The following is a 22,767-nucleotide window of genomic DNA, read 5'->3' as shown; positions in this document are numbered from 1 at the left end:
ATCTTGGCGTGAATCATGCCCCGTTTTAACGGCTCAAGGATTGCCGAATGCTCCGGTTTGTTGTCCCCCTCGTCCTCTCGCTGCTGTGCGGCACTGTCGCTGCCGAGCCGCTGCACGGCATCGCGATGCACGGCGAGCCGGCCTTGCCGGCCGACTACAAGCACTTCCCTTACGTCAACCCCGACGTGAAAAAGGGCGGCAAGATCACCTATGGCGTGGTCGGCACCTTCGACAACCTCAACCCGTTCATCCTCAAGAGCATGCGCACGACGGCGCGCGGCATGTGGGATCCGGATTATGGCAATCTCGTCTACGAATCGCTGATGCAGCGCTCCAGGGACGAGCCCTTCACACTCTACGGCCTGCTGGCCGAAACGGTCGAATGGGACGACGACAGGAGCTTCATCCAGTTCAACCTCAATCCGAAGGCGAAATGGGCTGATGGCCAGCCGGTGACGCCCGAGGATGTGATGTTTACCTTCGAGCTGATGCGCGACAAGGGCCGCGTGCCCTTCGCCAACCGCCTCAACGTCGTCGCCAAGATGGAGAAGGTCGGCGAGCGCAGCGTGCGCTTCACCTTCAACGACAAGGCCGACCGCGAGACGCCGCTGATCTTCGGTCTCTTCCCGGTGCTGCCGAAACATGCGATCGACCCAGAAACCTTCGACCGTTCGTCGCTGACGCCCCCGGTCGGCTCCGGTCCCTACAAGGTGAAGACGGTGAAGCCCGGCGAGAGCATCACCTATGAGCGCGATCCGAACTACTGGGGCAAGGACATTCCCGCCAAGGTCGGCATCGACAATTACGACCAGATCACCGTCCAGTATTTCCTGCAGGACACGACGCTGTTCGAGGCCTTCAAGAAGGGCGATGTCGACATCTATCCCGACGGCAATCCTGGCCATTGGGCCAATGCCTATAATTTTCCCGCGGTCACCTCGGGGGCTGTGGTCAAGGACGTGTTCACACCGAAACTGCCGAGCGGCATGCTCGGCTTCGTGTTCAACACGCGCCGGCCGATCTTTACCGATCCCAAGGTGCGCGAAGGCCTGTCGCTGGTGTTCGACTTCGAATGGGCAAACAAGAACCTTTATTCCGGCGCCTATAAACGCACGCAGAGCTTCTGGCAGAATTCCGAGCTGTCGAGTTTCGGGGTTCCCGCCAATGCAGCCGAGCTTGCCCTGCTCGGACCGATCAAGGACAAAATTGCGCCGGAGATTCTCGATGGCACATACAAGCTGCCGGTCACCGACGGCTCCGGCCGCGACCGCAATGTGCTGAAACAGGCCGTCGAGCAGTTGAAACAGGGCGGCTATACGATCCAGGGCGGCAAGATGCTCAATGCCTCCGGCCGCCAGCTCGCCTTCGAGATCATGACGCAGAATGCCGACCAGGAGAAACTTGCCGTCGCCTATCAGCGTTCGCTGCAGACGATCGGCATCGCCGCTTCGATCCGCACGGTCGACGATTCGCAGTATCAGAGCCGGACAAACAGCTTCGATTACGACATGATCATGAAGTCCTATACCTCGTCGTTGTCCCCTGGGAACGAGCAACTCGGCCGCTGGTCTTCGGTTGCGCGCAAACGCGAGGGAACCGACAGCTTCGCCGGCGCCAACGATCCCGATCTCGACACACTGATCGATCACCTGCTCAGGGCCCGCTCGGCGGAGGATTTCACTGCGGCGGTCCGCTCCTACGACCGGCTGCTGCTTTCCAGCCATTACGTGCTGCCGCTCTATCACATGGACCAGCAATGGGTGGCGCGGAGCAAGCGCATCGGCCGTCCCGACAGCGTACCGCTCAGCGGCTATCAGCTGCCGGTATGGTGGGATACGAGCGCGCAGTAAAACCGGCGAACCGCCCCGGCTTAAATGTCTCCCTTGGAGACGCATGAGAATAAGGAAAATCATCATGGAGCGTATCACCATCGACGTCGTCTCGGATGTCGTTTGCCCCTGGTGCTATCTCGGCAAGGCGCGGCTGGAACTCGCCATCGCCGAGGTGCAGGACCAAATCGGCGTCGACATCAACTGGCGGCCGTACCAACTCAATCCCGACTACCCCAAGGAAGGCGTCGACCAGAAGAAGGCGCTGGCGGAAAAGCTCGGCGGCGAGGAGCGCGTGGCGCAGGCGCATAAGATGCTCTCCGATTACGGCCGCGAGGTTGGCATCGCCTTCAATTTCGAGGCGATCAAGATCGGCCCGAACACACTCGATGCGCATCGGCTGATCCACTGGGCGATGATCGAAGGCCGCGAGAAGCAGGACAAGGTTGTTGCCGCGCTGTTCAAGGCGAATTTCGAGGAAGGCCGCAATGTCGGCGACCATGCTGTGCTGCTCGATATCGCCGAAAAATCAGGCCTCGACCGCTCGGTCATCGCCTCGCTGCTTGCCTCCGATGCCGACCGCGATCTGATCGCCGCCGAAATCAAGGCAGCGCAGGAGATGGGCGTCAACGGCGTGCCCTTCTTCATCTTCGACCAGCAATATGCCGTCAGCGGTGCCCAGACACCTGATGTATTGGCGAACGCGCTGCGTGATATTGCCAAGGCAAAGGCCGAGGCGCGATCAGGTCTCAACTGACGTCGCCGAGCCCGGAACCGGACGTAGTGCACCTTGGCCTTCACAGGATTGACGATGAACGCTAAAGGATGAAGCTGAAGCGGCTCCTGGCGGATGCGATGCTCGACAACTCTGTCTTTTGAGGCTTCGTCGCCAAAAACTAACCTGCGCGAAACAATCGGTGCTGGAGTTTTATTCCGGCACCTTCGACAATTTGTGCAACTTTGTTGTAAAAGCCTTGGGCGTGCTGGCTCGGTACATACTTGCACACAACGTCTATTAACACAGCTCTGCCTTTGGCGTCGGGGTATGTTTCCAACATCTCACCGCTCTCAACAAAGCCCAAATAGGTGTTGAGCTTTTCCTGCAGTAACAGAAGGTGCTCCTTATCACTTCCTGTCCATTCAAGGTGGTCCGTGATGGTCAGCACTAGCTCGCCTGTCGCGTCATCAACTCCGATGGCATCAACTACATTTGTTTGATCTAAAGACATTCCGATTACGCAATAGGTGCAACTGATCCCGGGGTGAAACAGCCGGGCTTCCGGTTTGGCGAGCGGCTTAGCTCAGCCCAGAACCGGAACGCAACGCACCTCGGTCTTCACCGAATTGGCGATGAAACATTCGTCGTGGGCGCGATGGTGCAGGGTCTCGAGCTCGCTTGACGAGGGCTGCTTTTCGCCGCTGAAGACGACATGCGGACGGAGCGTCACCACGGTCATGGCAAGGCGGCCTTCGGCATTCTTTTCCATGACGCCCTCGGCGGCATCGGTGTAGCTGTCGACGCAAAAGCGCTGTTTGGCGGCGAGCGACAGGAACCAGAGCATGTGGCAGCTGGAGAGCGAAGCAACGAAAGCCTCTTCCGGATCGACGGCATCCTCGGCTGAATAGGGCAGCGGAACGACATGCGCCGACGAGGACGCCCTCACCTCGATGCCGCCGTCGAACGTCCAGCGGTGGGCGCGGCTGTAGCGGTTGTCGGTGAAGGCTTCACCGTTGCGCTGCCAGGCAATCGTTGCGCCGTATTTCGCCATCCTTGTCTTCCTCCGTCTATTTCGCGAATTCGGCCAGCTGCGTCATGATGACGGCAGCCCCCTGCAGGCGTTTTTCCGGTGTCGGCAGGTCTCGGGTTAGGAACAGGCTGTGATCGGGGCGGATCTTCGCCATCGTGCCCTGCTTGCCGATATAACCGACGAGGTTGGCCGGATTGGGGAATTCCTTGTTGCGGAACTGCACGACGACGCCCTTCGGGCCGGCATCGAGCTTTTCGACATTGGCGGTGCGGCAGAGCGACTTGATGTAGACGATCTTCAGGAGATGCTGAACTTCGATCGGCATCGGGCCGAAGCGGTCGATCATCTCGGCGCCGAAGCCGTCGATCTCCTTGAGCTCGGTGATTTCGCCGAGACGGCGGTAGAGCGCCATGCGCAGGTGCAAATCGGGCACGTAGCCTTCCGGGATCATCACCGTCGTGCCGACCGAGATCTGCGGCGACCAGCCGGTGTCGTGGATCTCGTCGACCCCTTTGACCTCGGCGACCGCCTCTTCCAGCATCTGCTGATAGAGCTCGAAGCCGACCTCCTTGATATGACCTGACTGCTCCTCGCCGAGCAGGTTGCCGGCGCCGCGAATATCGAGATCGTGGCTCGCCAGCTGGAAGCCGGCGCCGAGCGTATCCAGCGATTGCAGCACCTTCAACCGGCGTTCGGCGGTTGCCGTTAGCACCTTGTTGACAGGCAGGGTGAAGAGCGCGAAAGCGCGCACCTTCGAGCGGCCGACGCGACCACGCAGCTGATAGAGCTGGGCAAGGCCGAACATATCGGCACGGTGGACGATCAGCGTATTGGCTGTGGGCACGTCGAGGCCGGATTCGACGATGGTGGTCGACAACAGCACGTCGTAACGGCCTTCATAAAAGGCGTTCATGATGTCTTCGAGTTCGCCGGCCGGCATCTGGCCATGGGCGACCGCGACCTTCAGCTCCGGCACATCCGATTGCAGGAAGGCATGCACGTCCTCGAGATCGGCAAGCCGGGGGCAGACATAGAAGCTCTGGCCGCCGCGATAGTGCTCGCGCATCAGCGTCTCGCGAATGACCAGACTGTCGAAGGGCGAGATGAAGGTGCGCACCGCCATGCGGTCGACCGGCGGCGTGGTGATCAGCGACAGTTCACGCACGCCGGTCATGGCAAGCTGCAGCGTGCGCGGGATCGGCGTTGCCGACAGCGTCAGCACGTGCACGTCGCTTTTCAGCTCCTTCAGCCGCTCCTTGTGCTTGACGCCGAAATGCTGCTCCTCGTCGATGACGAGCAGACCAAGATTGGCGAATTTGATGCCGGCGCCGAGCAGCGCATGGGTGCCGACGACGATATCGGTCTTGCCTTCCGCCACCTCCTTCTTGGTCAGCGCCAGCTCCTTGGCGCCGACGAGCCGCGACGCCTGCTGGATGCGCACCGGCAGACCGCGGAAACGGTCGGAGAAGGTCTTGAAATGCTGGCGGGAAAGCAGTGTTGTCGGCACGACGATGGCGACCTGGGCGCCGTTCATCGCGGCGACGAAAGCGGCGCGCAGCGCCACTTCGGTCTTGCCGAAGCCGACGTCGCCGCAGACCAGACGGTCCATCGGCCGGCCGGCGGCGAGATCGGAGCGCACGGCCTCGATGGCATTATCCTGGTCTTCGGTCTCGTCATAGGGGAAGCGGGCGGCAAATTCGTCGTAGAGGCCTTCCGGCGTCGTCAGTATCGGCGCGTGGCGCGTCAGGCGCTCGGCAGCGATGCGGATCAGTGCATCGGCCATGTCGAGCAGGCGCTTCTTGAGCTTGGCCTTGCGCATCTGCCAGGCGCCGCCGCCGAGCTTGTCGAGCTGGGCTTCGGTGCCCTCGCCGCCGTAGCGCGAGAGAAGATCGATGTTTTCGACCGGCAGGAAGAGCTTGGCCTCGTCGGCATATTGCAGTTCGAGGCAGGCATGCGGCGCGCCTGCGGCCTCGATGGTCCTCAGGCCAATGAAGCGGCCGATGCCGTGTTCGGCGTGGACGACGATCGAACCCTCATCGAGGCCCGCGACTTCCGAGATGAAATCGGCGGCGCGTTTGCGGCGCTTGGAGCGGCGCACCATACGGTCGCCTAATATATCCTGCTCGCCGATGACGACGAGGTCGCCGGCCTCGAAGCCAGCTTCGAGACTGAGCACGGCAGCAGCCGCCTCGCCTCTCGCCAGCGAGCCGATATCCTTCAGCGCCTCGATCGGCTTGACCTTTTCCAGGCCGTGTTCGTTCAACACCTGCAGCAGCCGCTCCAGCGAACCTTCGGTCCAGGCGGTGACGAGCACTTTCGCGCCGGCAGCACGGCGGTCGGCGATATGCTTGACGACGACGTCGAAGATGTTGATGCGTTCGGCATCGCCGCCGCCTTCGGCATTGGAGCGGGCCCAGCGCTGGCCCTGGCGGGCGTCGACATTGACGACCCGCCGCGCCTCGCCCTCATGCTCGTTGAAGGGGCTGATGCGGATCGCGGCCAGCGCATCGAGGGTTTTGACGAAAAGCTTGCTGTCGAGATAGAGCTGGCCCGGCGTCACCGGCTTGTAAGGCGTGCCCTGCGTCATCCCCTTAGCCGGCTGGCCGGAATTCAGGCGAGCGTCGTAATAATCGAAAACGAGCTTGGAGCGCTCTTCCGCTGCTTCACGCACCGTATGATCGATGACGATCCGGAAGCCGCTCAAATAATCGAAGACGGTATCGAGCTTTTCGTAAAAAAGCGGCAGCCAGTGCTCCATGCCGGGATAACGGCGGCCTTCGGAGACGGCAAGATAGAGAGCGTCGTCGCGTGTAGTCGCGCCGAAAGCGGAGAGGTAATTCTTGCGGAAACGGCTGATCGTATCGGGCGTCAGCGTCACCTCGCTCATCGGATTGAGATCGAGGGAGCGCACCTGCCCGATCGTGCGCTGGCTTGCCGGATCGAAGCTGCGGATGCTTTCCAGCGTATCACCGAAGAAATCAAGGCGGACCGGCTCTTCGGAACCCGGCACGAAGACGTCGAGAATACCGCCGCGCACGGCATATTCGCCGACCTCGCGAACGGTCGCGACCCGCTCGAAGCCATTGCGCTCCAGGCGGCCGGCGAGATCGTCCATGCGCAGCTGGTTGCCGGGACGGGCCGAAAAGCTCAGGCTTTCGATGACATCCTGCGGCGCCACCTTCTGCAGCATGGCATTGGCGGTGACGAGCACGATTGCCGCATGCGGCTTCTTGCGATGGGCGATGAGGCCGCCAAGTGCAGCCAGCCGGCGGGCCGAGGTGTCGGCGCTCGGCGAGACGCGGTCATAGGGCAGACAGTCCCAGGCCGGCAGGGTGAGAACCGGAATGTCGGGGGCGACGAAACTCAGCATCTGCTCCAGATCGGCCATGCGGTGGCCGTCGGACATGACATAGGCGACCGGCTCTCCCGTTCGGGCGAGCTCGGCGAGCAGCAGCGTTTCAAGGCCTGCCGGCACATTGCCGATCGTCAGCGGCTCGGCAATGGCCGCAAGCTTCTTCGCATCGAAACCAGGGATCATTCCGGCGTCCTGAGGGGCTTGTCAAAATCGGGCTTGTAGGCGGCGATGCGGGCAAACATCGGTGTCTGGAAACGCTCAGGCACCGGCCATGTTCCCATGATCCAGCGGACGAGATCATTGTCCTCTTCCGCCATGATCGTCTCGAACTCGTCGAGCTCGGCTTCCGACAGTTCGGCGACCTCAGCTTCGGCGAACTGGCCGAAGACCAGATCCATTTCGCGGATGCCGCGATGCCAGCACCGGAAAAGGATTCTGCGGCGGCGCGGGTCGAGACCGGCACTCGTGAGCGTGACACCTGTCATGGCATTACCTTCCTGTTGATGCGCCTCTATAGACCCTGGAAAGCGGCTTGTCAGCCTTGCCAAGGCCGCATTGTTCATCGCATTTTGGCCGCATGCGCCCCGCCATTCTTGATCCTCTGTTTTCCCCCATTTCCGGCCTTCCGGGCGTCGGCCCGAAGATCGCCGAGCTGCTCGTCAAGCTGCTCGGCCGCGAGACGCTGGAGGATTGCCGGGTGATCGACCTGCTCTTCCACGCGCCCTTTTCGCTGATCGACCGGCGCAACCAGCCTGGAATCGCCCGCGCGCCGCAGGGCGCGATCGTGACGATCACGGCGCGCGTCGACCGCCATCAGGTGCCGCCGGGCGGCAAAAGCAATATCCCCTACCGCGTCTTCCTGCATGACGAGACCGGCGAACTGACGCTGGTCTTCTTCCGCGGACAGGCGGCGTGGCTGGAAAAGCAGCTGCCTGTTGATGCGGAGGTGACGGTCAGCGGCAAGATCGACTGGTTCAACGGCCGCGCCTCGATGGTGCATCCCGATTATATCGTCAGGGCCGACGAGGCGGAGAGCCTGCCGCTGGTCGAACCGATCTATCCGCTGACGGCGGGGCTCTCGCCGAAGACGCTGCGCAAGATCATCGACGCCGGCCTGCCGCGTTTTCCCGAGCTGCCGGAATGGATCGACCTGGCCTTGACTGAGAAACAGGGACTGCCGTCGATCCGCGACAGTTTCCACATGCTGCACGAGCCGCGCGATCCCACCGATATCGACCCGCAGGCCCCTGCCCGGCGGCGGCTTGCCTATGACGAATTCCTCGCCGGCCAGCTGTCGCTGAGCCTGGTGCGGCAGAGGCTGCGTAAGGTGGCGGGCCAGCCGGTCACTGCGACGGGCGCAATCAGCAGCAAGATCCTGAAGAGCTTGCCCTTCTCGCTCACATCAAGCCAGAACGAGGCGATCGCCGAGGTTTTGAAGGATATGGCCGGCAACGAGCGCATGCTGCGGCTGCTGCAGGGCGATGTCGGTTCCGGCAAGACGCTGGTGGCGCTGATGGCGATGGCGGCGGTGATCGAGAGCGGCGGCCAGGCCGTGCTGATGGCGCCGACCGAAATCCTGGCGCGGCAGCACCACGCGACGATCTCGAAATTCGCCTCCTCCGCCGGGCTCGGCATCGAGGTGCTGACCGGGCGCACCAAGGGGCGCGAACGGGAGGAAATTCTGGAGCGAATCGCCTCGGGTGCTGCCCAGATCATCATCGGCACACATGCGCTGTTCCAGGACAGCGTCGCCTACGCCAATCTGATGCTTGCCGTCGTCGACGAGCAACACCGTTTCGGCGTGCATCAGCGCCTGCGGTTGACCGCCAAGGGCCTCTCGCCGCATATGCTGGTCATGACGGCGACGCCGATCCCGCGCACTCTAGTGCTTGCCGCCTTCGGCGATATGGACGTTTCCAAGCTCACCGAGAAACCGGCCGGCCGCAAGCCGATCCAGACGATCACCGTGCCGATGGAACGGACCGACGAAATCGTCGGGCGGCTGCAAAGCGCGATCGCCGAGGGCAAGAAGGCCTATTGGATCTGCCCGCTGGTCGAAGAGTCCGAAGAGCTCGACCTGATGTCGGCGGAGGAGCGGCACGCGACGCTGGTCTCGGCACTTGGCCCGGGCATCGGCCTCATCCACGGCCGCATGAGCGGACCGGAGAAGGACGCGGCGATGATGGCGTTCAAGAACGGCGAGACCCGGCTGCTCGTCGCCACCACCGTCGTCGAGGTCGGTGTCGACGTGCCGGATGCGACGATCATGGTGATCGAACATGCCGAACGCTTCGGCTTGGCGCAATTGCATCAGCTGCGCGGCCGCGTCGGGCGTGGCGGCGAGGCCTCGACTTGCATCCTGCTCTACAAGGGACCGCTCGGCGAGACCGGCCATGCCAGGCTTTCGATCATGCGCGAAACGGAGGATGGCTTCCGCATTGCCGAGGAGGACCTGAAGCTGCGCGGTGAAGGCGAATTGCTCGGCACAAGGCAATCCGGCACGCCGGGCTTCCGCATCGCCAGCCTCGAGGCTCATGCCGACCTGCTGGAGATCGCCCGCAAGGATGCCGCCTACCTCATCGAGCGCGATCCGGAATTGACCACCGAGAGAGGAACGGCGATCCGCACCCTGCTCTATCTTTTCCGCCGCGACGAGGCGATCCGATTTCTTAGAGCGGGTTAAAGCGCGCCGAGGCGCGCTTTAAGTCTTTGTTCTATGCATGTCGTTACCCCAAAACCGCTGAACACTTTTGGGCGACATGCATCATTCAGCCTTGGAAACCGCCACCGGCTTCGGCCGCGGCAAATGCTTCTGCTTCGGATCGGCCGGCTTGTGTTCGGGCGCCACAAGCCCGCCTGAAATCAGGAACTTGGCGGCGTCTTCCGGCGACATATCGAGCATGACGATCTTCTCGCGCGGCACGAAGATGAGGAAGCCGGCTGTCGGCACCGGCGTCGGCGGCAGGAAGACGGCGACCATATCCTGGCCCATGGCATTGAACTTCGAAGCGATTTCCCCCTTGGCGTCGGTGGCGATGAAGATCAGTGCCCAGAGGCCGGGGCCTGGATATTCGATGAGGCCGACCTTCTTGAAGGAGTTCGCCTGTTCCTTCAGTACGGTTTCGAAAATCTGCTTCACGCTTCTGTAGATCGTGCGCACCAGCGGCATGCGCTGAACGATCGATTCGCCGAAACGGACGATGCTCTGGCCGATGAGGTTCTTGCCGAGGAAGCCGACGACGGTGATCAGCACGACGGCGATCAGCAGGCCGAAGCCGGGAATGGCGAAATTGAGATAGCTTTCCGGATTCCAGCGCGCCGGAATATAGGGCCGGACCCAGCTGTCCGACCAGTGGATGAAGGTCCAGGTCAGCCAGATGGTGATCGCGATCGGCGCGCAGATGATCAGTCCTGCGAGAAAATTATTCCTCAGCCGGGTTGCGACCGGCATTCTGGGGGCGTTGTCGGCCATCGTTTCCTGATGAACTCCATCTCAGTCCTGGACAGGCCGGAACGCCGGCCTTTCCCCCTTGTCCGCACACCAAAGTTGCCAGAATTCGGGGCCCCGCACAATATGATTCGGCGCGGAGCAGCCGTCCTTGCAGGCTTATTCCACGGTCACGGATTTCGCCAGGTTGCGCGGCTGGTCGACATCGGTGCCCATGAAGACGGCGGTGTGATAGGCGAGCAGTTGGATCGGCAACGAGAAGATCATCGGCGCGATGATTTCGTCGACCACAGGCAGGGTGATCGTCGCCATGGTCGGCAGTTTCGAAGCCGCCGCGCCGGCCTCGTCGGTGATGAAGATGATGCGGCCGCCGCGCGCTGCGACCTCCTGCATGTTCGAGACGGTCTTTTCGAAGAAACGGTCGTAAGGGGCGATGACGATGACAGGCATATTCTCATCGATCAGCGCGATCGGTCCATGCTTCAATTCGCCGGCTGCATAACCTTCGGCATGGATATAGGAAATTTCCTTGAGCTTCAGCGCGCCTTCCATGGCGAGCGGGAAGCTGGTGCCGCGGCCGAGATAGAGCACGTCCTTGCACTTCGACAGCTCGCGCGACAGGCTTTCCATCTGCGGCTGGATGAGGTTCAGCACCCGGCTCATGATGCGCGGCATTTCGGCGAGATGGCGCACCAGCGCCCTCTCCTCGTCAGCACTAACCGTGCCGCGCGCCTTGCCGGCGCCGATCGCCAGCGCTGCCAGCACGGCAAGCTGGCAGGTGAAGGCCTTGGTCGAGGCGACGCCGATTTCCGGGCCGGCCATGATCGGGAAGACGGCGTCGGATTCACGCGCGATCGTCGATTCGCGAACATTGACGACGGCGCCGATCTTCAAGCCGTTGTCGCGGCAATAGCGTAAGCATGCCAGCGTATCGGCAGTCTCGCCGGACTGCGAGATGAAGAGTGCTGCCTGTGACGGCGACAGCGGCATTTCGCGGTAGCGGAATTCGGAGGCAACGTCGATCTCGACCGGCAGGCGGGCATAACGCTCGAACCAGTATTTGCCGACGAGGCCGGCGAGATAGGCAGTACCGCAGGCCGAGATCGCAAGGCCGGTCGTCGCCTTGAAGTCGATCGCGGCGGCATTGGCGCCGATCGTATTCTCGGCGAAATCGACATAGTGGCTGAGCGCGTGGGAGATTACCTCCGGCTGCTCATAGATTTCCTTTTCCATGAAATGGCGGTGGTTGCCCTTGTCGACGACATAGGCGGTCGCCTGCGAGATCTGCCGGGCGCGTTTGACCGGCTTGCCGTCGAAATCGAGCACGGCGACACTGTCGCGGGTCAGGATGGCGCAATCGCCGTCGACGAGATAGGTGATCTCATTGGTGAAGGGCGAGAGCGCGATCGCATCCGAGCCGAGGAACATCTCGCCGCGGCCGTAGCCGACGGCAAGCGGCGGGCCGAAACGGGCAGCCATGATTGTGCCGGGATCGGCCTTGAGCATGATGGCCAGCGCATAGGCGCCGGTTACCCGGTTCAGCATCTTCAGCATGGCGGCGCGCGGCTCCAGGCCTTCGCGCAAATATTTCGCCATCAGATGGGCGACGACCTCGGTGTCGGTCTGGGTTTCGAAGACCGAGCCCTCTTCCGTCAGTTCGTCGCGAAGCTCGGAGAAGTTCTCGATGATGCCGTTATGGACGACGGCGACGCCTTCGACGAAATGCGGATGGGCATTGGTCTCGTTCGGAACGCCGTGGGTCGCCCAGCGCGTGTGGGCGATGCCGACGGTGCCGGGCAGCGGTTCGCTGTCGAGGCGCTTTTCCAGATTGAACAGCTTGCCCTCGGCACGGCGGCGATCCATCACGCCGTCATGAATGGTGGCGACACCGGCGGAATCGTAACCGCGATATTCGAGACGCTTCAGCGCATCGACCAGGCGCCCGGCAACAGGCGCAGTTCCGACGATCCCCACAATGCCGCACATATAGTATCCCCACTAGGCCTCAACAATGAGGCCAGTCCTACCGATTCCTGCTTATTTCTCAATCACCTCGGCGGTCACTTTCAATTTCCGCCGGTTACGCAAGGCTGGTCAGGCTTTCGCCTTTTTCGCCGCCTTGATGGCGAGCGCACGCTCACGCAGCAACGTCGCGCGCCCCGGCTTGATCTCCTGCCGGGCACGGCCGAGCGCCAGCGCGTCAGCCGGCACGTTGGCGGTGATGACGCTGCCGGAGGCGATATAGGCGCCGTCGCCGATTGTCACCGGCGCGACCAGCGAAGAGTTGGAGCCGATGAAGGCGTTTTCGCCGATCACCGTCTCGCTCTTGTTCACGCCGTCATAGTTGCAGGTGATCGTGCCGGCGCCGATATTGCTGCCGGCGCCGATGACGGCATCACCGATATAGGTGAGGTGGTTGACCTTGGCGCCCTCGCCGAGCCGGCCGTTTTTGATCTCGCAGAAATTGCCGACCTTCGAACCGGTCCCGAGATCCGCACCCGGACGCAGCCGCGCAAAGGGGCCGACGGTCGCGCCCCGGCTGACATGGGCGCCTTCGATATGCGAGAAGGCATGGATGACGGCGCCGCTGTCGATCACTGCGCCGGGACCGAAGACGACGTTCGGTTCGATCAGCGCATCCTGGCCGATGACGGTGTCGTAGGAGAGGAAAACCGTTTCCGGCGCGATCATGGTGACGCCGGAAAGCATCATCTCGTGGCGGCGGCGCTCCTGCCAAAAGCGCTCGATGACGGCGAGTTCGGCCCGGTTGTTGCAGCCGGTCATCTCGATCTCGGGAGCATCGACGGCGGTCACGCGTCCGCCGAGCGAACGGGCGATCTCGACAAGATCGGTCAGATAGAATTCACCCTTGGCATTGGCGTTGCCGATGCGCGAGAGAAGATCAAGCGCCTTTCTGCCGTTGATCGCCATCAACCCGCTGTTGCACCAGGTGACGGTGCGCTCAGCATCGGTCGCATCCTTCTCCTCGCGGATGGCGATGAGTTCGCCATCCTTGACGAGCAGGCGGCCGTAGCCGGTCGGGCGGTCGGTGTGGAAGCCAATGACGACGACATCGCTGCCATCGGCAAGGCCCTGGCGGGCGGCCTTCAGCGGTCCGTCGGTTTGCAGCGGCACGTCGCCATAGGTGACGAGGATATCGTCATAACCCTTGGCGATCGCGTCGCGCGCGGCCAGTACCGCATGGCCGGTGCCGAGGCGTTCCTTCTGCAGACAGGATTCGATGCCGACGCCGGCAATGCTTGCCGCCTTTGCCACATCCTCGGCATCGCGGCCGACCACAAGGGCGACGGACGAGATGCCGGCGGAGGCGACCGCCTCGACGACATGGGCGATCATCGGCCGACCGGCGACCGGATGCAGGACCTTCGATTTCGAGGATTTCATCCGCGTGCTGTCACCGGCGGCAAGGATGACGGCAAGACAAGTGCGTTCCATGATTTGCTCCGCGAATCCGCGCCATGAGGCGGCTTTATCGCCTCATACTGCATAATTCCCTAAATCGGAATCGATTTAAGGATAAAATCATGCAGCCATTCAAAGTGCTGCAGCCTCCCTTGCGCCTCTCGAAGGATGCGCGGCGCTGCAGACAAGAAAAGCCTTCACAAGGGTAAATTTGCGGCTGAGATCGACCCTTCGACGGCCTCGGACCCGCGGGCTGCGAAAGCTTCATGCACATGAATGCGACCGTCCAGGATGACGTCCTCCATCGCACGGCGCGCGGCGGCGTTATCGCCGGAAACGATCGCATCGACGATGCGCATATGGGTATCGGCGATATTGGCGAAGCCGTTTTCGGTTGGCGGCGTGCTCATCCTGAACATGCCGACGAGGGCTGCTTCGATGAGACTGCCCAGTGTCCGCATGAAGGGATTGTGCGAGGCTTCGGCGATCGCCAGGTGAAAACGAAGGTCGGCGAGTGCGAGGCTGTCGGCCGTATGACCGGCCGCTGCCATCTCGAGCGCCAGCCCACGCAGCATCTCGATCTCCTCGGCATTCGCCCGCTCGGCGACGAGACCGGCGGCGAAAGGTTCGAAGGCGAGGCGAATATCGTAGAGCTGCAGTAGAAACTCTTCCGTCACGCCATTGTCGAAGTGCCAGGCGATGATCTCGCTGTCGAACATGTTCCAGAGGTTCTTTTCGGTCACACGCGTGCCGACCCGCGCCTTGGCGACGACCATGCCCTTGGCGGCGAGCGTCTTCATCGTCTCGCGCAACACCGTGCGGGACACTTTGAAGCGTTGCGCCAGTTCCGTATCGCCTGGCAGGATCGAGCCAACCGGATAGGTGCCGGCGACGATCGCCTTGCCGAGTTCGTCGACCACCTGCGCGTGGCTCGTCCGGGTTCTACGCCCCGTCTTGCGTGTCTCGTCCAATTTGTAGCGCAAGCGATCCGTCTCCCCCTCAGGCGTACCTCTTGTTCAGACTGGACACGAACAGGATGGCTTTCTGCATCAAGATGAATGCAAACAGCAAAAGGCCAATCAGGATCTTGGTCCACCAGCTCGACAGCGTGCCGTCGAAGGTGATGTAGGTCTGAATGAGCCCCTGGATCAGGATACCGATCAAGGTTCCTGCCACGAATCCCGCTCCTCCGGTCAGCAGCGTCCCCCCAATGACGACCGCCGCGATGGCATCGAGTTCGACGCCGACTGCTGCAAGAGAATATCCGGCAGAGGTGTACAGCGAAAAAACGATCCCGGATAGCCCCGCCAGAAAGCCCGAGAGCGCATAGATCTGGATTGTCGTGCGGCCGACCGGCACGCCCATCAGCCGCGCCGTCTGCGTGCCGCCGCCGAGCGCATAGACGTTGGTGCCGAAACGGGTGCGCTGGGCGATGAAGATGCCGACGGCAAAGACCAGAAGCATGATGCCGCCGATCAGCGTCAGCCGCCCGCCACCGGGCAGACGGTAATAGAGGCTCGTCAGCGTCGAATAATATTCGTGGTTGATCGGGATGCTGTCGATCGAGAGCACGAAGGCCATGCCGCGCGCCAGGAACATGCCGGCAAGGGTGACGATGAAGGCCGGCATTTCGAGATAGTGGATGATCGCGCCCATGATACCGCCAAAGGCAGTCGTGATGACGAGCACCAGCGCGAAGGCGAGCAGCGGATGGATCGAGGTATTCTCAAGGATCACCGCGAGGAAGACGCCGGTAAAGGCGATGACCGAGCCGATCGACAAATCGATGCCGCCCGAAATGATGACGAAGGTCATGCCGACGGCGGCGATGCCGAGAAAGGCATTGTCGGTCAAGAGATTGCCGATGACGCGCGTCGACAGAATGTTCGGATATTGCAGCGCGCATCCGGCATAGGCGAGCACGAAGATGACGATGGTCGCAAGCAGCGGCAGGTATTTGGAGTTCATTTCGGCTGCTCCCTACCGCCCTGCCGGCGGCTGGCGAAGATGGCGAGCGATTGTACCGCCGGCGACTGGATGACGAGGATGACGATAATGATGACGGCCTTGATAATCAGGTTGAATTCAGGCGGGAAGCCGGCGGACAGGATGCCGGTATTCACAGCCTGGATGATCATCGCGCCGATCAGCGACCCGAGAATGCTGAAGCGGCCGCCGAGGAGCGAATTGCCGCCGACGACGACGGCGAGGATCGCGTCAAGTTCCAGCCATAGGCCGGCATTGTTGGCATCGGCGCCCCTGATGTCGGCTGCGACGATGATGCCCGCAATCGAGGCGCAGATCCCGCTCAGCATATAGACCGCCATCAGCAGCACCGGCGTTTGAATGCCGGAGAGCGTGCTGGCGCGACGATTGATGCCGACGGCCTCGATCAGCATGCCGAGCGCCGTACGGCGGACGAGCAGGATGACGAGCAGGCCAACGAGAAGCCAGATGACGACAGGCATCGGCAGGAGAGCCATGGAACCGCTGCCGAAGAAGGTCAGCCCGTCATCGTTGAAGGTCAGGATGGCGCCTTCGGTGATCAACTGGGCGATGCCTCGGCCGGCCACCATCAGCACCAGCGTCGCGATGATCGGTTGGATATTGAGGACTGCCACCAGGAACCCGTTCCAGACGCCGCAGGCAAGCCCGATCGCAAGCGTCAGGATAATGGTGTAGGCGACTGAATTTCCAGAGACAATCGACGAGGCGGCGACGGCGCCGCAGATGGCGATGACCGCACCGACGGACAGGTCGATGCCCTTGGTGGCAATGACCAGCGTCATGCCGATCGCCAGCAGCGCCACCGGCGCGCCGCGGTTCAGCACATCGATCAGGCTGCCATAAAGCCGGTCATTCTGAACCACAACATTAAAAAACTGCGGTGACGTGATGAAATTCAACAGAAGAATGACAACGAGCGCGATCAATTGCGGCGCCAGGCGATAGGCCAGCGCTTTCAGGGAGGACCTCATGCATCCTCCATCTTGTGCTCGGCGGCAGCGATGGCATCGACGATGCCGGCAGCGGTGATACGCTCGCCTGTCAGTTCGGCGATATGCTGCCTGTCGCGCAGTACGATGACACGTGAACTATAGGCGACAAGCTCTTCAAGTTCCGAGGAAATCACGATCAGCGACATGCCGCCGGCACAGAGTTCTTCGATGAGCCGGATGATCTCGGCATGGGCACCGACATCGATGCCGCGGGTCGGCTCGTCGAGGATCAGAAACTTGGGATTGGTCGCCAGCCAGCGGGCGAGGATCGCCTTCTGCTGGTTGCCGCCTGACAGTAGCCGGATCGGCTTTTCGCGATCGGTGGTGCGGATATCCAGCGCCTTGATGTAGCGGTCGGCAAGCGTATTCTGTTCGGCGCGCGACAGCGGCCGCGTCCAGCCGCGGCGCGCCTGCAGCGCCAGGGCGATGTTCTCCCTGATCGACAGGTCGCCGATGATGCCATCGGTCTTGCGGTCCTCGGGGCAGAAGCCGAAACCTTTTGCAATCGCCGCGCGGGGGCTCGAAATCGTCGCCGGCTGGCCGTCGATCGTGGCGCTGCCGCTGTCGGCATGTTCAATGCCGAAGAGCAGTTCGGCGGTTTCGGTGCGGCCGGAACCAAGCAGCCCGGCGACGCCGACCACCTCTCCGGCCCGAACTTCAAGGTCGAAAGGCTTGACCTTGCCGCGTTTGCCGTAGCCTGAAAAACGGTATCGGACGTCACCCGCAGCAAGGCTGCGTTCCCTGACCGTCTCCTCGACATGGGCTAGTTCGCGGCCGAGCATCATGGCGATCAGGCCCTGGCGCGGCAGATCAGAGGCGTCGCGGGTGCCGACGAGCTTGCCGTTGCGCAGCACGGTGATACGGTCGCTGATCGCATAAACCTGCTCGAGAAAATGGGTGATGAAGACGATGCCAAGGCCGCGCTTCTTCAGGTCGTCGATGATGCGGAAGAGCAGCGCCACTTCCTGATTATCGAGACTTGCAGTGGGCTCATCGAGGATCAGCACCTTGCCGGAAAGATCGACGGCACGGGCGATGGCAACCACCTGCTGGACGGCGACGGAGAAACGGCCGAGCTCGGCGGTGACGTCGATATCGACGCCGTAGCCGGCGAGCAACTCACGCGCCTTGCGGTTCATCGCACGCACGTCGGTCATGCCGAAGCGCCTTGGCTGGCGCCCGAGAAAGAGATTTTCGGCCACGCTCAGATTGGAAAGGAGATTGACCTCCTGGTAGACCGTGCCGATGCCGAGCTTCTGGGCGGCGAGCGTATTGGCCGGATTGATCTCGTGGCCGTCGAGCGTCAGGCTGCCCTCGTCACGATGATAGGCGCCGGTGATGCACTTGATCAGCGTCGACTTGCCGGCACCGTTCTCGCCCAGCAATGCGTGCACCTCGCCTCTGCGGAGCGTGAAATCGACCTTATCCAGCGCCACTGCGCCGGGAAAGAATTTCGATATTCCGGAGGCCGCGAGAACGTTCTCGAAATCGTGAATCATAAGGGTCTGTTTTCCTGATATTGACGGCAAAAGCCGCGCCGCGGCCGGACATGACGTCCCAAGGCGGCAAAGGCAGTTCCGCACCGGTCCATGACGGGCCGGTGCGGTTCTACAGCGCCCTCGCCTTTTCCAGACGCATAAGGACGCTGTAGCGCTTTGAGTTGCTGCATGATCTTAACCGGAAATCGAATTCCGATTTCAGGAATGATGCAGCGGCGTCACATCAGATCAGTAGCCCTGACCCTTCTTCTCTTCGTAGACCTTCATCGGCTCGTCGGCCGGCGTGTAGAGCTTCGACTCGGTCTGGATCCACTTGGCCGGAGCCTTCTTGTCCTTCAGATAGGCTTCGAGCGCATCGAAGGCCGGACCAGCCATATTCGGCGTCAGCTCGACCGTGGCATTGGCCTCGCCTTCGGACATGGCCTTGAAGATATCCGGCACGGCGTCGATGGAGACGACGAGGATATCCTTGCCGGGCTTCAGACCGGCTTCCTTGATCGCCTGAATGGCGCCGACGGCCATGTCGTCGTTGTGGGCGTAGAGAGCGCAGATATCCTTGCCGCCATTCTCGGCCTTCAGGAAGCTTTCCATGACTTCCTTGCCCTTGGTGCGGGTGAAGTCACCGGTCTGGCTGCGAACGATCTTGAGGTTGCCGTGGCCTGCAAGAGCTTCTTCGAAGCCCTTCTTGCGGGCGATGGCCGGCGACGAACCGGTGGTGCCCTGAAGCTCGACGACATTGCACTTCTTGTCGCCGACGGTCTTGACCAGGAAGTCGCCTGCAACCTTGCCTTCATGGACCAGGTCCGACGTCACCGCCGTCAGGTAGAGATCATCAGGAGCCTTGATGGTACGGTCAAGAAGGATGACCGGGATTTCGGCTTCCTTGGCTTCCTTGAGAACGTCATCCCAGCCGGTTTCAACGACTGGAGCAATGAGAATGGCATCGACGCCCTGAGCAATGAAGGAGCGCAGAGCCTTGATCTGGTTTTCCTGCTTCTGCTGCGCATCGGCAAACTTCAGATCGATGCCGCGCTTCTTGGCCTGTTCCTTGGTTACGGTCGTTTCAGCCGCACGCCAGCCCGATTCCGAGCCGATCTGCGAGAAGCCGACAGTGAGGCCGGCGGCCGAAGCCGAACCGAACATGCAGGCAGCCAGAATCGTGGCACTCAAAAGTGCAGTCTTCAATTTCATGATTTCCTCCCAATGCCGCATCTCGCGGCGCAGGATCAAAAAATCATATAGTATTACTTTTGTAAATCGGAATCTTGAGATGCATTGCAGCAAAAAAAGAGCGCCCAGAAGGGCACTCTTCGCAACCGCGAGATAGCTACGGGACTATTTACCCGGCAGCTTGTCGTCGACACCTTCGACATAAAAGTTCATGCCGAGCAGGGTGCCGTCATCGGCCTTCTCGCCGGCCTTCAGCCAGGGCGTTCCGTCCTGCTTGTTGATCGGTCCGGTGAAGGGATGCAGTTCGCCTGATTTGATCTTGGCTTCGGTCTCCTCGGCGAGTTTCTTCACGTCGTCGGGCATGTTGGTATAGGGCGCCATCGTCAGGATCCCGTCCTTGAGGCCATCCCAGCTCTGCTCTGACTTCCAGGTGCCATCGAGAACCGCCTTGACGCGCTTGACGTAATAATTGCCCCAGGTGTCGATGATCGCGGTCAGCTGGACGTTCGGACCAGCCTTGATCATGTCGGAAGCCTGGCCGAAGGCCTTGACGCCACGCTGCTCGGCGACCTGCATTGGAGCCGTCGTGTCCGTGTGCTGGGTGAGGATATCGACGCCCTGGTCGATCAGCGCCTTGGCGGCATCAGCTTCCTTGCCCGGGTCGAACCAGGTGTTGACCCAGATAACCTTCATCTTGAAGTTCGGGTTGACCGACTTGGCGCCAGTTTCGAAGGCATTGATGCCCATCACCACCTCGGGAATCGGGAAGGAGGCGATATAGCCGGCCGTGCCGGTTTTCGAGAGCTTGCCGGCGATAATGCCACTGATGTAGCGGCCTTCATAGAAGCGGGAATTGTAGGTCGCGACATTGTCGGCGGCCTTGAAGCCTGTCGCATGCTCGAACTTCACTTTCGGGAACTTCTTGGCGACGGCAATAGTCGGATCCATGAAACCGAAGGACGTGGTGAAAATCAGCGAGCAACCGGAGCGGGCCATGCGCTCGATGGCGCGTTCGGCATCCGGGCCTTCCGGGACGCTTTCGAGGTAGGGCGTCTCGATCTTGTCTCCGAATTCCTTCTCGAGCTGGAGGCGGCCGTTCTCATGGGCCTGCGTCCAGCCGCCGTCGGTGCGGGTGCCGACATAAACGAAGCACACCTTGGTCTTGTCAGCCGCCTCGGCGGCCGAACCGATACTCAGGACGAGGGCAGCTGTCGCTGCGAGAGCAAGTGCAAGTTTTTTCATATTGATCCCTGTTGGTTGGAAGTTTCGAAACCCGTCTTGTTTGTTATTGTTCACCGGTCCGGCACGAAGGCTTTGCCGAGCGAGGCCGGCGTATTGATCAACGTCGTGCGCCGATTATGCGAGATGATGATGAGGACCACAACTGTCGCCGCATAGGGCAGCATCGAGAGGAACTGCGAGGGAATGCCAATGCCGAAGGCCTGCGCGTGCAGTTGCAGGATCGTGACCGCTCCAAAGAGATAACCGCCGGCCAGCAGGCGCCAGGGCCGCCAGGAGGCGAAGACGACGAGCGCCAGCGCGATCCAGCCGCGCCCGCCTGACATGTTCTCAGTCCATTGCGGCGTATAGATCAGCGACAGCTGCGCGCCGGCAAGGCCGGCGCAGGCGCCGCCGAACATCACGGCAAGGTAGCGCATGCGGATGACATCGATGCCGAGCGCATGCGCCGAGCCGTGATTGTCACCGATGGCGCGAATCTTCAGTCCGGTGCGACTCTTGAAGAGGAACCAGTTGACGGCGATAACGAGCAGGATCGACAGGTAGAAGATCAGATCCTGCTTGAAGAGGACCGTTCCGACATAGGGAATGGCGGAAAGCACCGGGATTTCGATCGGCAGCAGCCGGACGCCGGGTGCGCCGACGAAGGCCTCGCCGAGCATGCCAGAGGCGCCGAGGCCAAGGATCGTCAGCGCAAGGCCTGTCGCCACCTGATTGGCAACGAGTGTCAACGTCAGGAAGGCGAAGAACAGCGAAAACAGCGCGCCGCTCACGACACCGCCGACAATGCCGATATAGGCCGAGCCGGTGAGCTGTGCCGCGGCAAAGGCACCGACCGCGCCCATGATCATCATGCCTTCGACACCGAGATTGAGAACGCCGGAGCGCTCAGTCACGAGTTCGCCGAGTGCGGCGATGACGAGCGGTGTGGAGGCGGTGATGACCGTCAGCAGAATGGCTTCGAAGATGGTCATGCCGCCCTGCCCCCGACCCGCGACCAGACCAGGCGGATTTTGTAATAGATCAGCGTATCGCAGGAGAGCACGAAGAAGAGCAGCAGCCCCTGGAAGACGCGAGTGACCTTGTCGGAAACCCCGAGCGAAAGCTGTGCTGCCTCGCCGCCGAGATAGGTCAGCGCCAGCACCAGGCCCGATGCGATGATGCCGAGCGGATTGAGGCGGCCGAGGAAGGCGACGATGATGGCGGTGAAGCCATAGCCCGGCGAGATCGCCGGCTGCAGGTGACCGATTGAGCCGGAGACCTCGGCTATCCCAGCAAGGCCGGCAAGAGCGCCCGAGAAGAGAAAGCTGAACCAGATCATCTTCTTCGACGAGAATCCGGCAAAGCGCCCTGCCCGTTCGGATTGGCCGAGCACGACAATCTCGAAGCCTTTCAGCGTATAGCGCAGCATGAACCAGGCACCGACCGCCGCAATGATGGCGAAGATGAAGGCCCAATGGGCGCGGCCCGACTCTTCCCAGATCGCCGGCAGCACTGCTTCCGGCGCGAAATCGCGCGAAACCGGAAAGTTGAAGCCCTTCGGATCGCGCCAGGCGCCGCGGATCAGCCAGTCGAGGAAGAGCTGGGCGATATAGACCAGCATCAGCGATGTCAGGATCTCATTGGTATTGAAATGCGCCTTCAGCAGCGCCGGAACGGCAGCGAAAAGCGCACCGCCGAGCGCACCCAATATCAGCATCAGCGGCAGCACGATCGGGGAATGCCAGTCGTAGAAGATGATCGGCAGAAAGGAGCCGGTGATGGCGCCGATGGTGAACTGGCCTTCGGCGCCGATATTCCAGTTGTTCGAGCGGTAACAGACGGCCAGGCCGACGGCGATCAGGATCAGTGGCGCGGCCTTGATCGCCAGTTCGTGCAGCGACCAGACCTCGAGTAGCGGCTCGATGAAGAAGGCTTCCAGTGCGGCGATCGGGTCCTTGCCGAGCAAGGCGAACATGATGGCGCCGAAAGTGAGCGTCAGAACAAGGGCGAGGAGCGGCGAGACGAAGCCGAAGAGCTTCGAAACGTCTGGGCGTTTTTCGAGTTCAATGCGCATG

Annotated in this window: 18 protein-coding genes; 3 read left to right on the top strand and 15 right to left on the bottom strand. The window is 61.7% G+C overall.

The window, feature by feature from the left end; translation table 11 throughout:
• The first annotated feature begins 47 nt into the window (after positions 1–47).
• Together RlegSU303_RS10640 and RlegSU303_RS10635 are read left to right on the top strand one after the other, a co-directional pair.
• Positions 48–1,850: an extracellular solute-binding protein gene (locus tag RlegSU303_RS10640; protein ID WP_131622695.1), complete on the top strand. Its 1,803-nt coding sequence runs from the start codon at positions 48–50 to the stop codon at positions 1,848–1,850.
• A 64-nt stretch (positions 1,851–1,914) separates the two neighbouring features.
• Positions 1,915–2,586, top strand: coding sequence for a DsbA family oxidoreductase (locus tag RlegSU303_RS10635; protein ID WP_231283802.1), 672 nt, complete (start codon positions 1,915–1,917; stop codon positions 2,584–2,586).
• 139 nt (positions 2,587–2,725) lie between these two features.
• On the opposite strand, the gene RlegSU303_RS10630 is transcribed toward RlegSU303_RS10635, so the two are convergent.
• The 4 genes from RlegSU303_RS10630 to RlegSU303_RS10615 form a co-directional block, all read right to left on the bottom strand.
• Positions 2,726–3,058: a DUF6572 domain-containing protein gene (locus RlegSU303_RS10630; RefSeq protein ID WP_017960429.1), complete on the bottom strand. Its 333-nt coding sequence runs from the start codon at positions 3,056–3,058 to the stop codon at positions 2,726–2,728.
• 72 nt (positions 3,059–3,130) lie between these two features.
• Entirely contained in the window at positions 3,131–3,598 is a 468-nt protein-coding gene (locus RlegSU303_RS10625; protein ID WP_131630460.1) for an OsmC family protein, read from the bottom strand.
• Positions 3,599–3,614: 16 nt separating this feature from the next.
• On the bottom strand, positions 3,615–7,115 hold the full coding sequence (gene mfd / locus RlegSU303_RS10620; protein ID WP_168280251.1) for a transcription-repair coupling factor: 3,501 nt from the start codon (positions 7,113–7,115) through the stop codon (positions 3,615–3,617).
• Complete coding sequence (locus tag RlegSU303_RS10615; RefSeq protein ID WP_168280250.1) at positions 7,112–7,417, bottom strand: FAD assembly factor SdhE; 306 nt, start codon at positions 7,415–7,417, stop codon at positions 7,112–7,114. The genes mfd and RlegSU303_RS10615 overlap by 4 nt, the downstream gene beginning before the upstream one ends.
• A gap of 92 nt (positions 7,418–7,509) precedes the next feature.
• Here RlegSU303_RS10615 and recG point away from each other — a divergent pair, with 92 nt between their 5' ends.
• Positions 7,510–9,615 carry an ATP-dependent DNA helicase RecG gene (gene recG, locus RlegSU303_RS10610; RefSeq protein WP_231283801.1) on the top strand — a complete coding sequence of 702 codons (2,106 nt, stop codon included), beginning with the start codon at positions 7,510–7,512 and terminating at the stop codon, positions 9,613–9,615.
• 81 nt (positions 9,616–9,696) lie between these two features.
• Here the strand turns inward: recG and RlegSU303_RS10605 are convergent, their stop codons facing one another.
• From RlegSU303_RS10605 to RlegSU303_RS10555, 11 genes are all read right to left on the bottom strand, one after another.
• The gene (locus tag RlegSU303_RS10605) at positions 9,697–10,404 is read right to left on the bottom strand and encodes a DUF502 domain-containing protein (protein WP_131630456.1); all 708 of its coding nucleotides are present in this window, start codon (positions 10,402–10,404) and stop codon (positions 9,697–9,699) included.
• 135 nt (positions 10,405–10,539) lie between these two features.
• On the bottom strand, positions 10,540–12,366 hold the full coding sequence (gene glmS / locus RlegSU303_RS10600; RefSeq protein WP_131630455.1) for a glutamine--fructose-6-phosphate transaminase (isomerizing): 1,827 nt from the start codon (positions 12,364–12,366) through the stop codon (positions 10,540–10,542).
• 108 nt (positions 12,367–12,474) lie between these two features.
• Complete coding sequence (glmU, locus tag RlegSU303_RS10595) at positions 12,475–13,836, bottom strand: bifunctional UDP-N-acetylglucosamine diphosphorylase/glucosamine-1-phosphate N-acetyltransferase GlmU (protein WP_168280248.1); 1,362 nt, start codon at positions 13,834–13,836, stop codon at positions 12,475–12,477.
• 164 nt (positions 13,837–14,000) lie between these two features.
• The gene (locus RlegSU303_RS10590; RefSeq protein ID WP_017960421.1) at positions 14,001–14,786 is read right to left on the bottom strand and encodes a FadR/GntR family transcriptional regulator; all 786 of its coding nucleotides are present in this window, start codon (positions 14,784–14,786) and stop codon (positions 14,001–14,003) included.
• Between the two features lie 16 nt (positions 14,787–14,802).
• Entirely contained in the window at positions 14,803–15,771 is a 969-nt protein-coding gene (gene yjfF, locus RlegSU303_RS10585) for a galactofuranose ABC transporter, permease protein YjfF (RefSeq protein ID WP_020049894.1), read from the bottom strand.
• A complete protein-coding gene (locus RlegSU303_RS10580) occupies positions 15,768–16,781 on the bottom strand; it encodes an ABC transporter permease (protein ID WP_131622682.1) in 1,014 nt (337 codons plus the stop codon). The genes yjfF and RlegSU303_RS10580 overlap by 4 nt, the downstream gene beginning before the upstream one ends.
• Positions 16,778–18,301: a galactofuranose ABC transporter, ATP-binding protein YtfR gene (ytfR, locus tag RlegSU303_RS10575; RefSeq protein ID WP_168280247.1), complete on the bottom strand. Its 1,524-nt coding sequence runs from the start codon at positions 18,299–18,301 to the stop codon at positions 16,778–16,780. Before ytfR ends, RlegSU303_RS10580 begins: the two co-directional genes overlap by 4 nt.
• A gap of 228 nt (positions 18,302–18,529) precedes the next feature.
• The gene (ytfQ, locus tag RlegSU303_RS10570) at positions 18,530–19,492 is read right to left on the bottom strand and encodes a galactofuranose ABC transporter, galactofuranose-binding protein YtfQ (protein ID WP_131622678.1); all 963 of its coding nucleotides are present in this window, start codon (positions 19,490–19,492) and stop codon (positions 18,530–18,532) included.
• Between the two features lie 144 nt (positions 19,493–19,636).
• Complete coding sequence (locus tag RlegSU303_RS10565; protein ID WP_017960417.1) at positions 19,637–20,713, bottom strand: BMP family ABC transporter substrate-binding protein; 1,077 nt, start codon at positions 20,711–20,713, stop codon at positions 19,637–19,639.
• Positions 20,714–20,763: 50 nt separating this feature from the next.
• Complete coding sequence (locus RlegSU303_RS10560; protein WP_131622676.1) at positions 20,764–21,684, bottom strand: ABC transporter permease; 921 nt, start codon at positions 21,682–21,684, stop codon at positions 20,764–20,766.
• The gene (locus RlegSU303_RS10555; protein WP_168280246.1) at positions 21,681–22,766 is read right to left on the bottom strand and encodes an ABC transporter permease; all 1,086 of its coding nucleotides are present in this window, start codon (positions 22,764–22,766) and stop codon (positions 21,681–21,683) included. Before RlegSU303_RS10555 ends, RlegSU303_RS10560 begins: the two co-directional genes overlap by 4 nt.
• Position 22,767: the final 1 nt, after the last annotated feature.

Source organism: Rhizobium sp. SU303, assembly GCF_021052345.1.
Lineage (GTDB): Bacteria > Pseudomonadota > Alphaproteobacteria > Rhizobiales > Rhizobiaceae > Rhizobium > Rhizobium laguerreae.
This window is presented reverse-complemented; position numbering and strand designations above follow the sequence as displayed.

What these genes read in the sequence shown, in the direction of transcription:
- RlegSU303_RS10640 (WP_131622695.1), top strand. Translation starts at nt 48, where the DNA reads ATGCTCCGGTTTGTTGTCCCCCTCGTCCTCTCGCTGCTGTGCGGCACT.
- RlegSU303_RS10635 (WP_231283802.1), top strand. Translation starts at nt 1,915, where the DNA reads ATGGAGCGTATCACCATCGACGTCGTCTCGGATGTCGTTTGCCCCTGG.
- RlegSU303_RS10630 (WP_017960429.1), bottom strand. Translation starts at nt 3,058, where the DNA reads ATGTCTTTAGATCAAACAAATGTAGTTGATGCCATCGGAGTTGATGAC.
- RlegSU303_RS10625 (WP_131630460.1), bottom strand. Translation starts at nt 3,598, where the DNA reads ATGGCGAAATACGGCGCAACGATTGCCTGGCAGCGCAACGGTGAAGCC.
- mfd (WP_168280251.1), bottom strand. Translation starts at nt 7,115, where the DNA reads ATGATCCCTGGTTTCGATGCGAAGAAGCTTGCGGCCATTGCCGAGCCG.
- RlegSU303_RS10615 (WP_168280250.1), bottom strand. Translation starts at nt 7,417, where the DNA reads ATGACAGGTGTCACGCTCACGAGTGCCGGTCTCGACCCGCGCCGCCGC.
- recG (WP_231283801.1), top strand. Translation starts at nt 7,510, where the DNA reads ATGCGCCCCGCCATTCTTGATCCTCTGTTTTCCCCCATTTCCGGCCTT.
- RlegSU303_RS10605 (WP_131630456.1), bottom strand. Translation starts at nt 10,404, where the DNA reads ATGGCCGACAACGCCCCCAGAATGCCGGTCGCAACCCGGCTGAGGAAT.
- glmS (WP_131630455.1), bottom strand. Translation starts at nt 12,366, where the DNA reads ATGTGCGGCATTGTGGGGATCGTCGGAACTGCGCCTGTTGCCGGGCGC.
- glmU (WP_168280248.1), bottom strand. Translation starts at nt 13,836, where the DNA reads ATGGAACGCACTTGTCTTGCCGTCATCCTTGCCGCCGGTGACAGCACG.
- yjfF (WP_020049894.1), bottom strand. Translation starts at nt 15,771, where the DNA reads ATGAACTCCAAATACCTGCCGCTGCTTGCGACCATCGTCATCTTCGTG.
- RlegSU303_RS10580 (WP_131622682.1), bottom strand. Translation starts at nt 16,781, where the DNA reads ATGAGGTCCTCCCTGAAAGCGCTGGCCTATCGCCTGGCGCCGCAATTG.
- ytfR (WP_168280247.1), bottom strand. Translation starts at nt 18,301, where the DNA reads ATGATTCACGATTTCGAGAACGTTCTCGCGGCCTCCGGAATATCGAAA.
- ytfQ (WP_131622678.1), bottom strand. Translation starts at nt 19,492, where the DNA reads ATGAAATTGAAGACTGCACTTTTGAGTGCCACGATTCTGGCTGCCTGC.
- RlegSU303_RS10565 (WP_017960417.1), bottom strand. Translation starts at nt 20,713, where the DNA reads ATGAAAAAACTTGCACTTGCTCTCGCAGCGACAGCTGCCCTCGTCCTG.
- RlegSU303_RS10560 (WP_131622676.1), bottom strand. Translation starts at nt 21,684, where the DNA reads ATGACCATCTTCGAAGCCATTCTGCTGACGGTCATCACCGCCTCCACA.
- RlegSU303_RS10555 (WP_168280246.1), bottom strand. Translation starts at nt 22,766, where the DNA reads ATGCGCATTGAACTCGAAAAACGCCCAGACGTTTCGAAGCTCTTCGGC.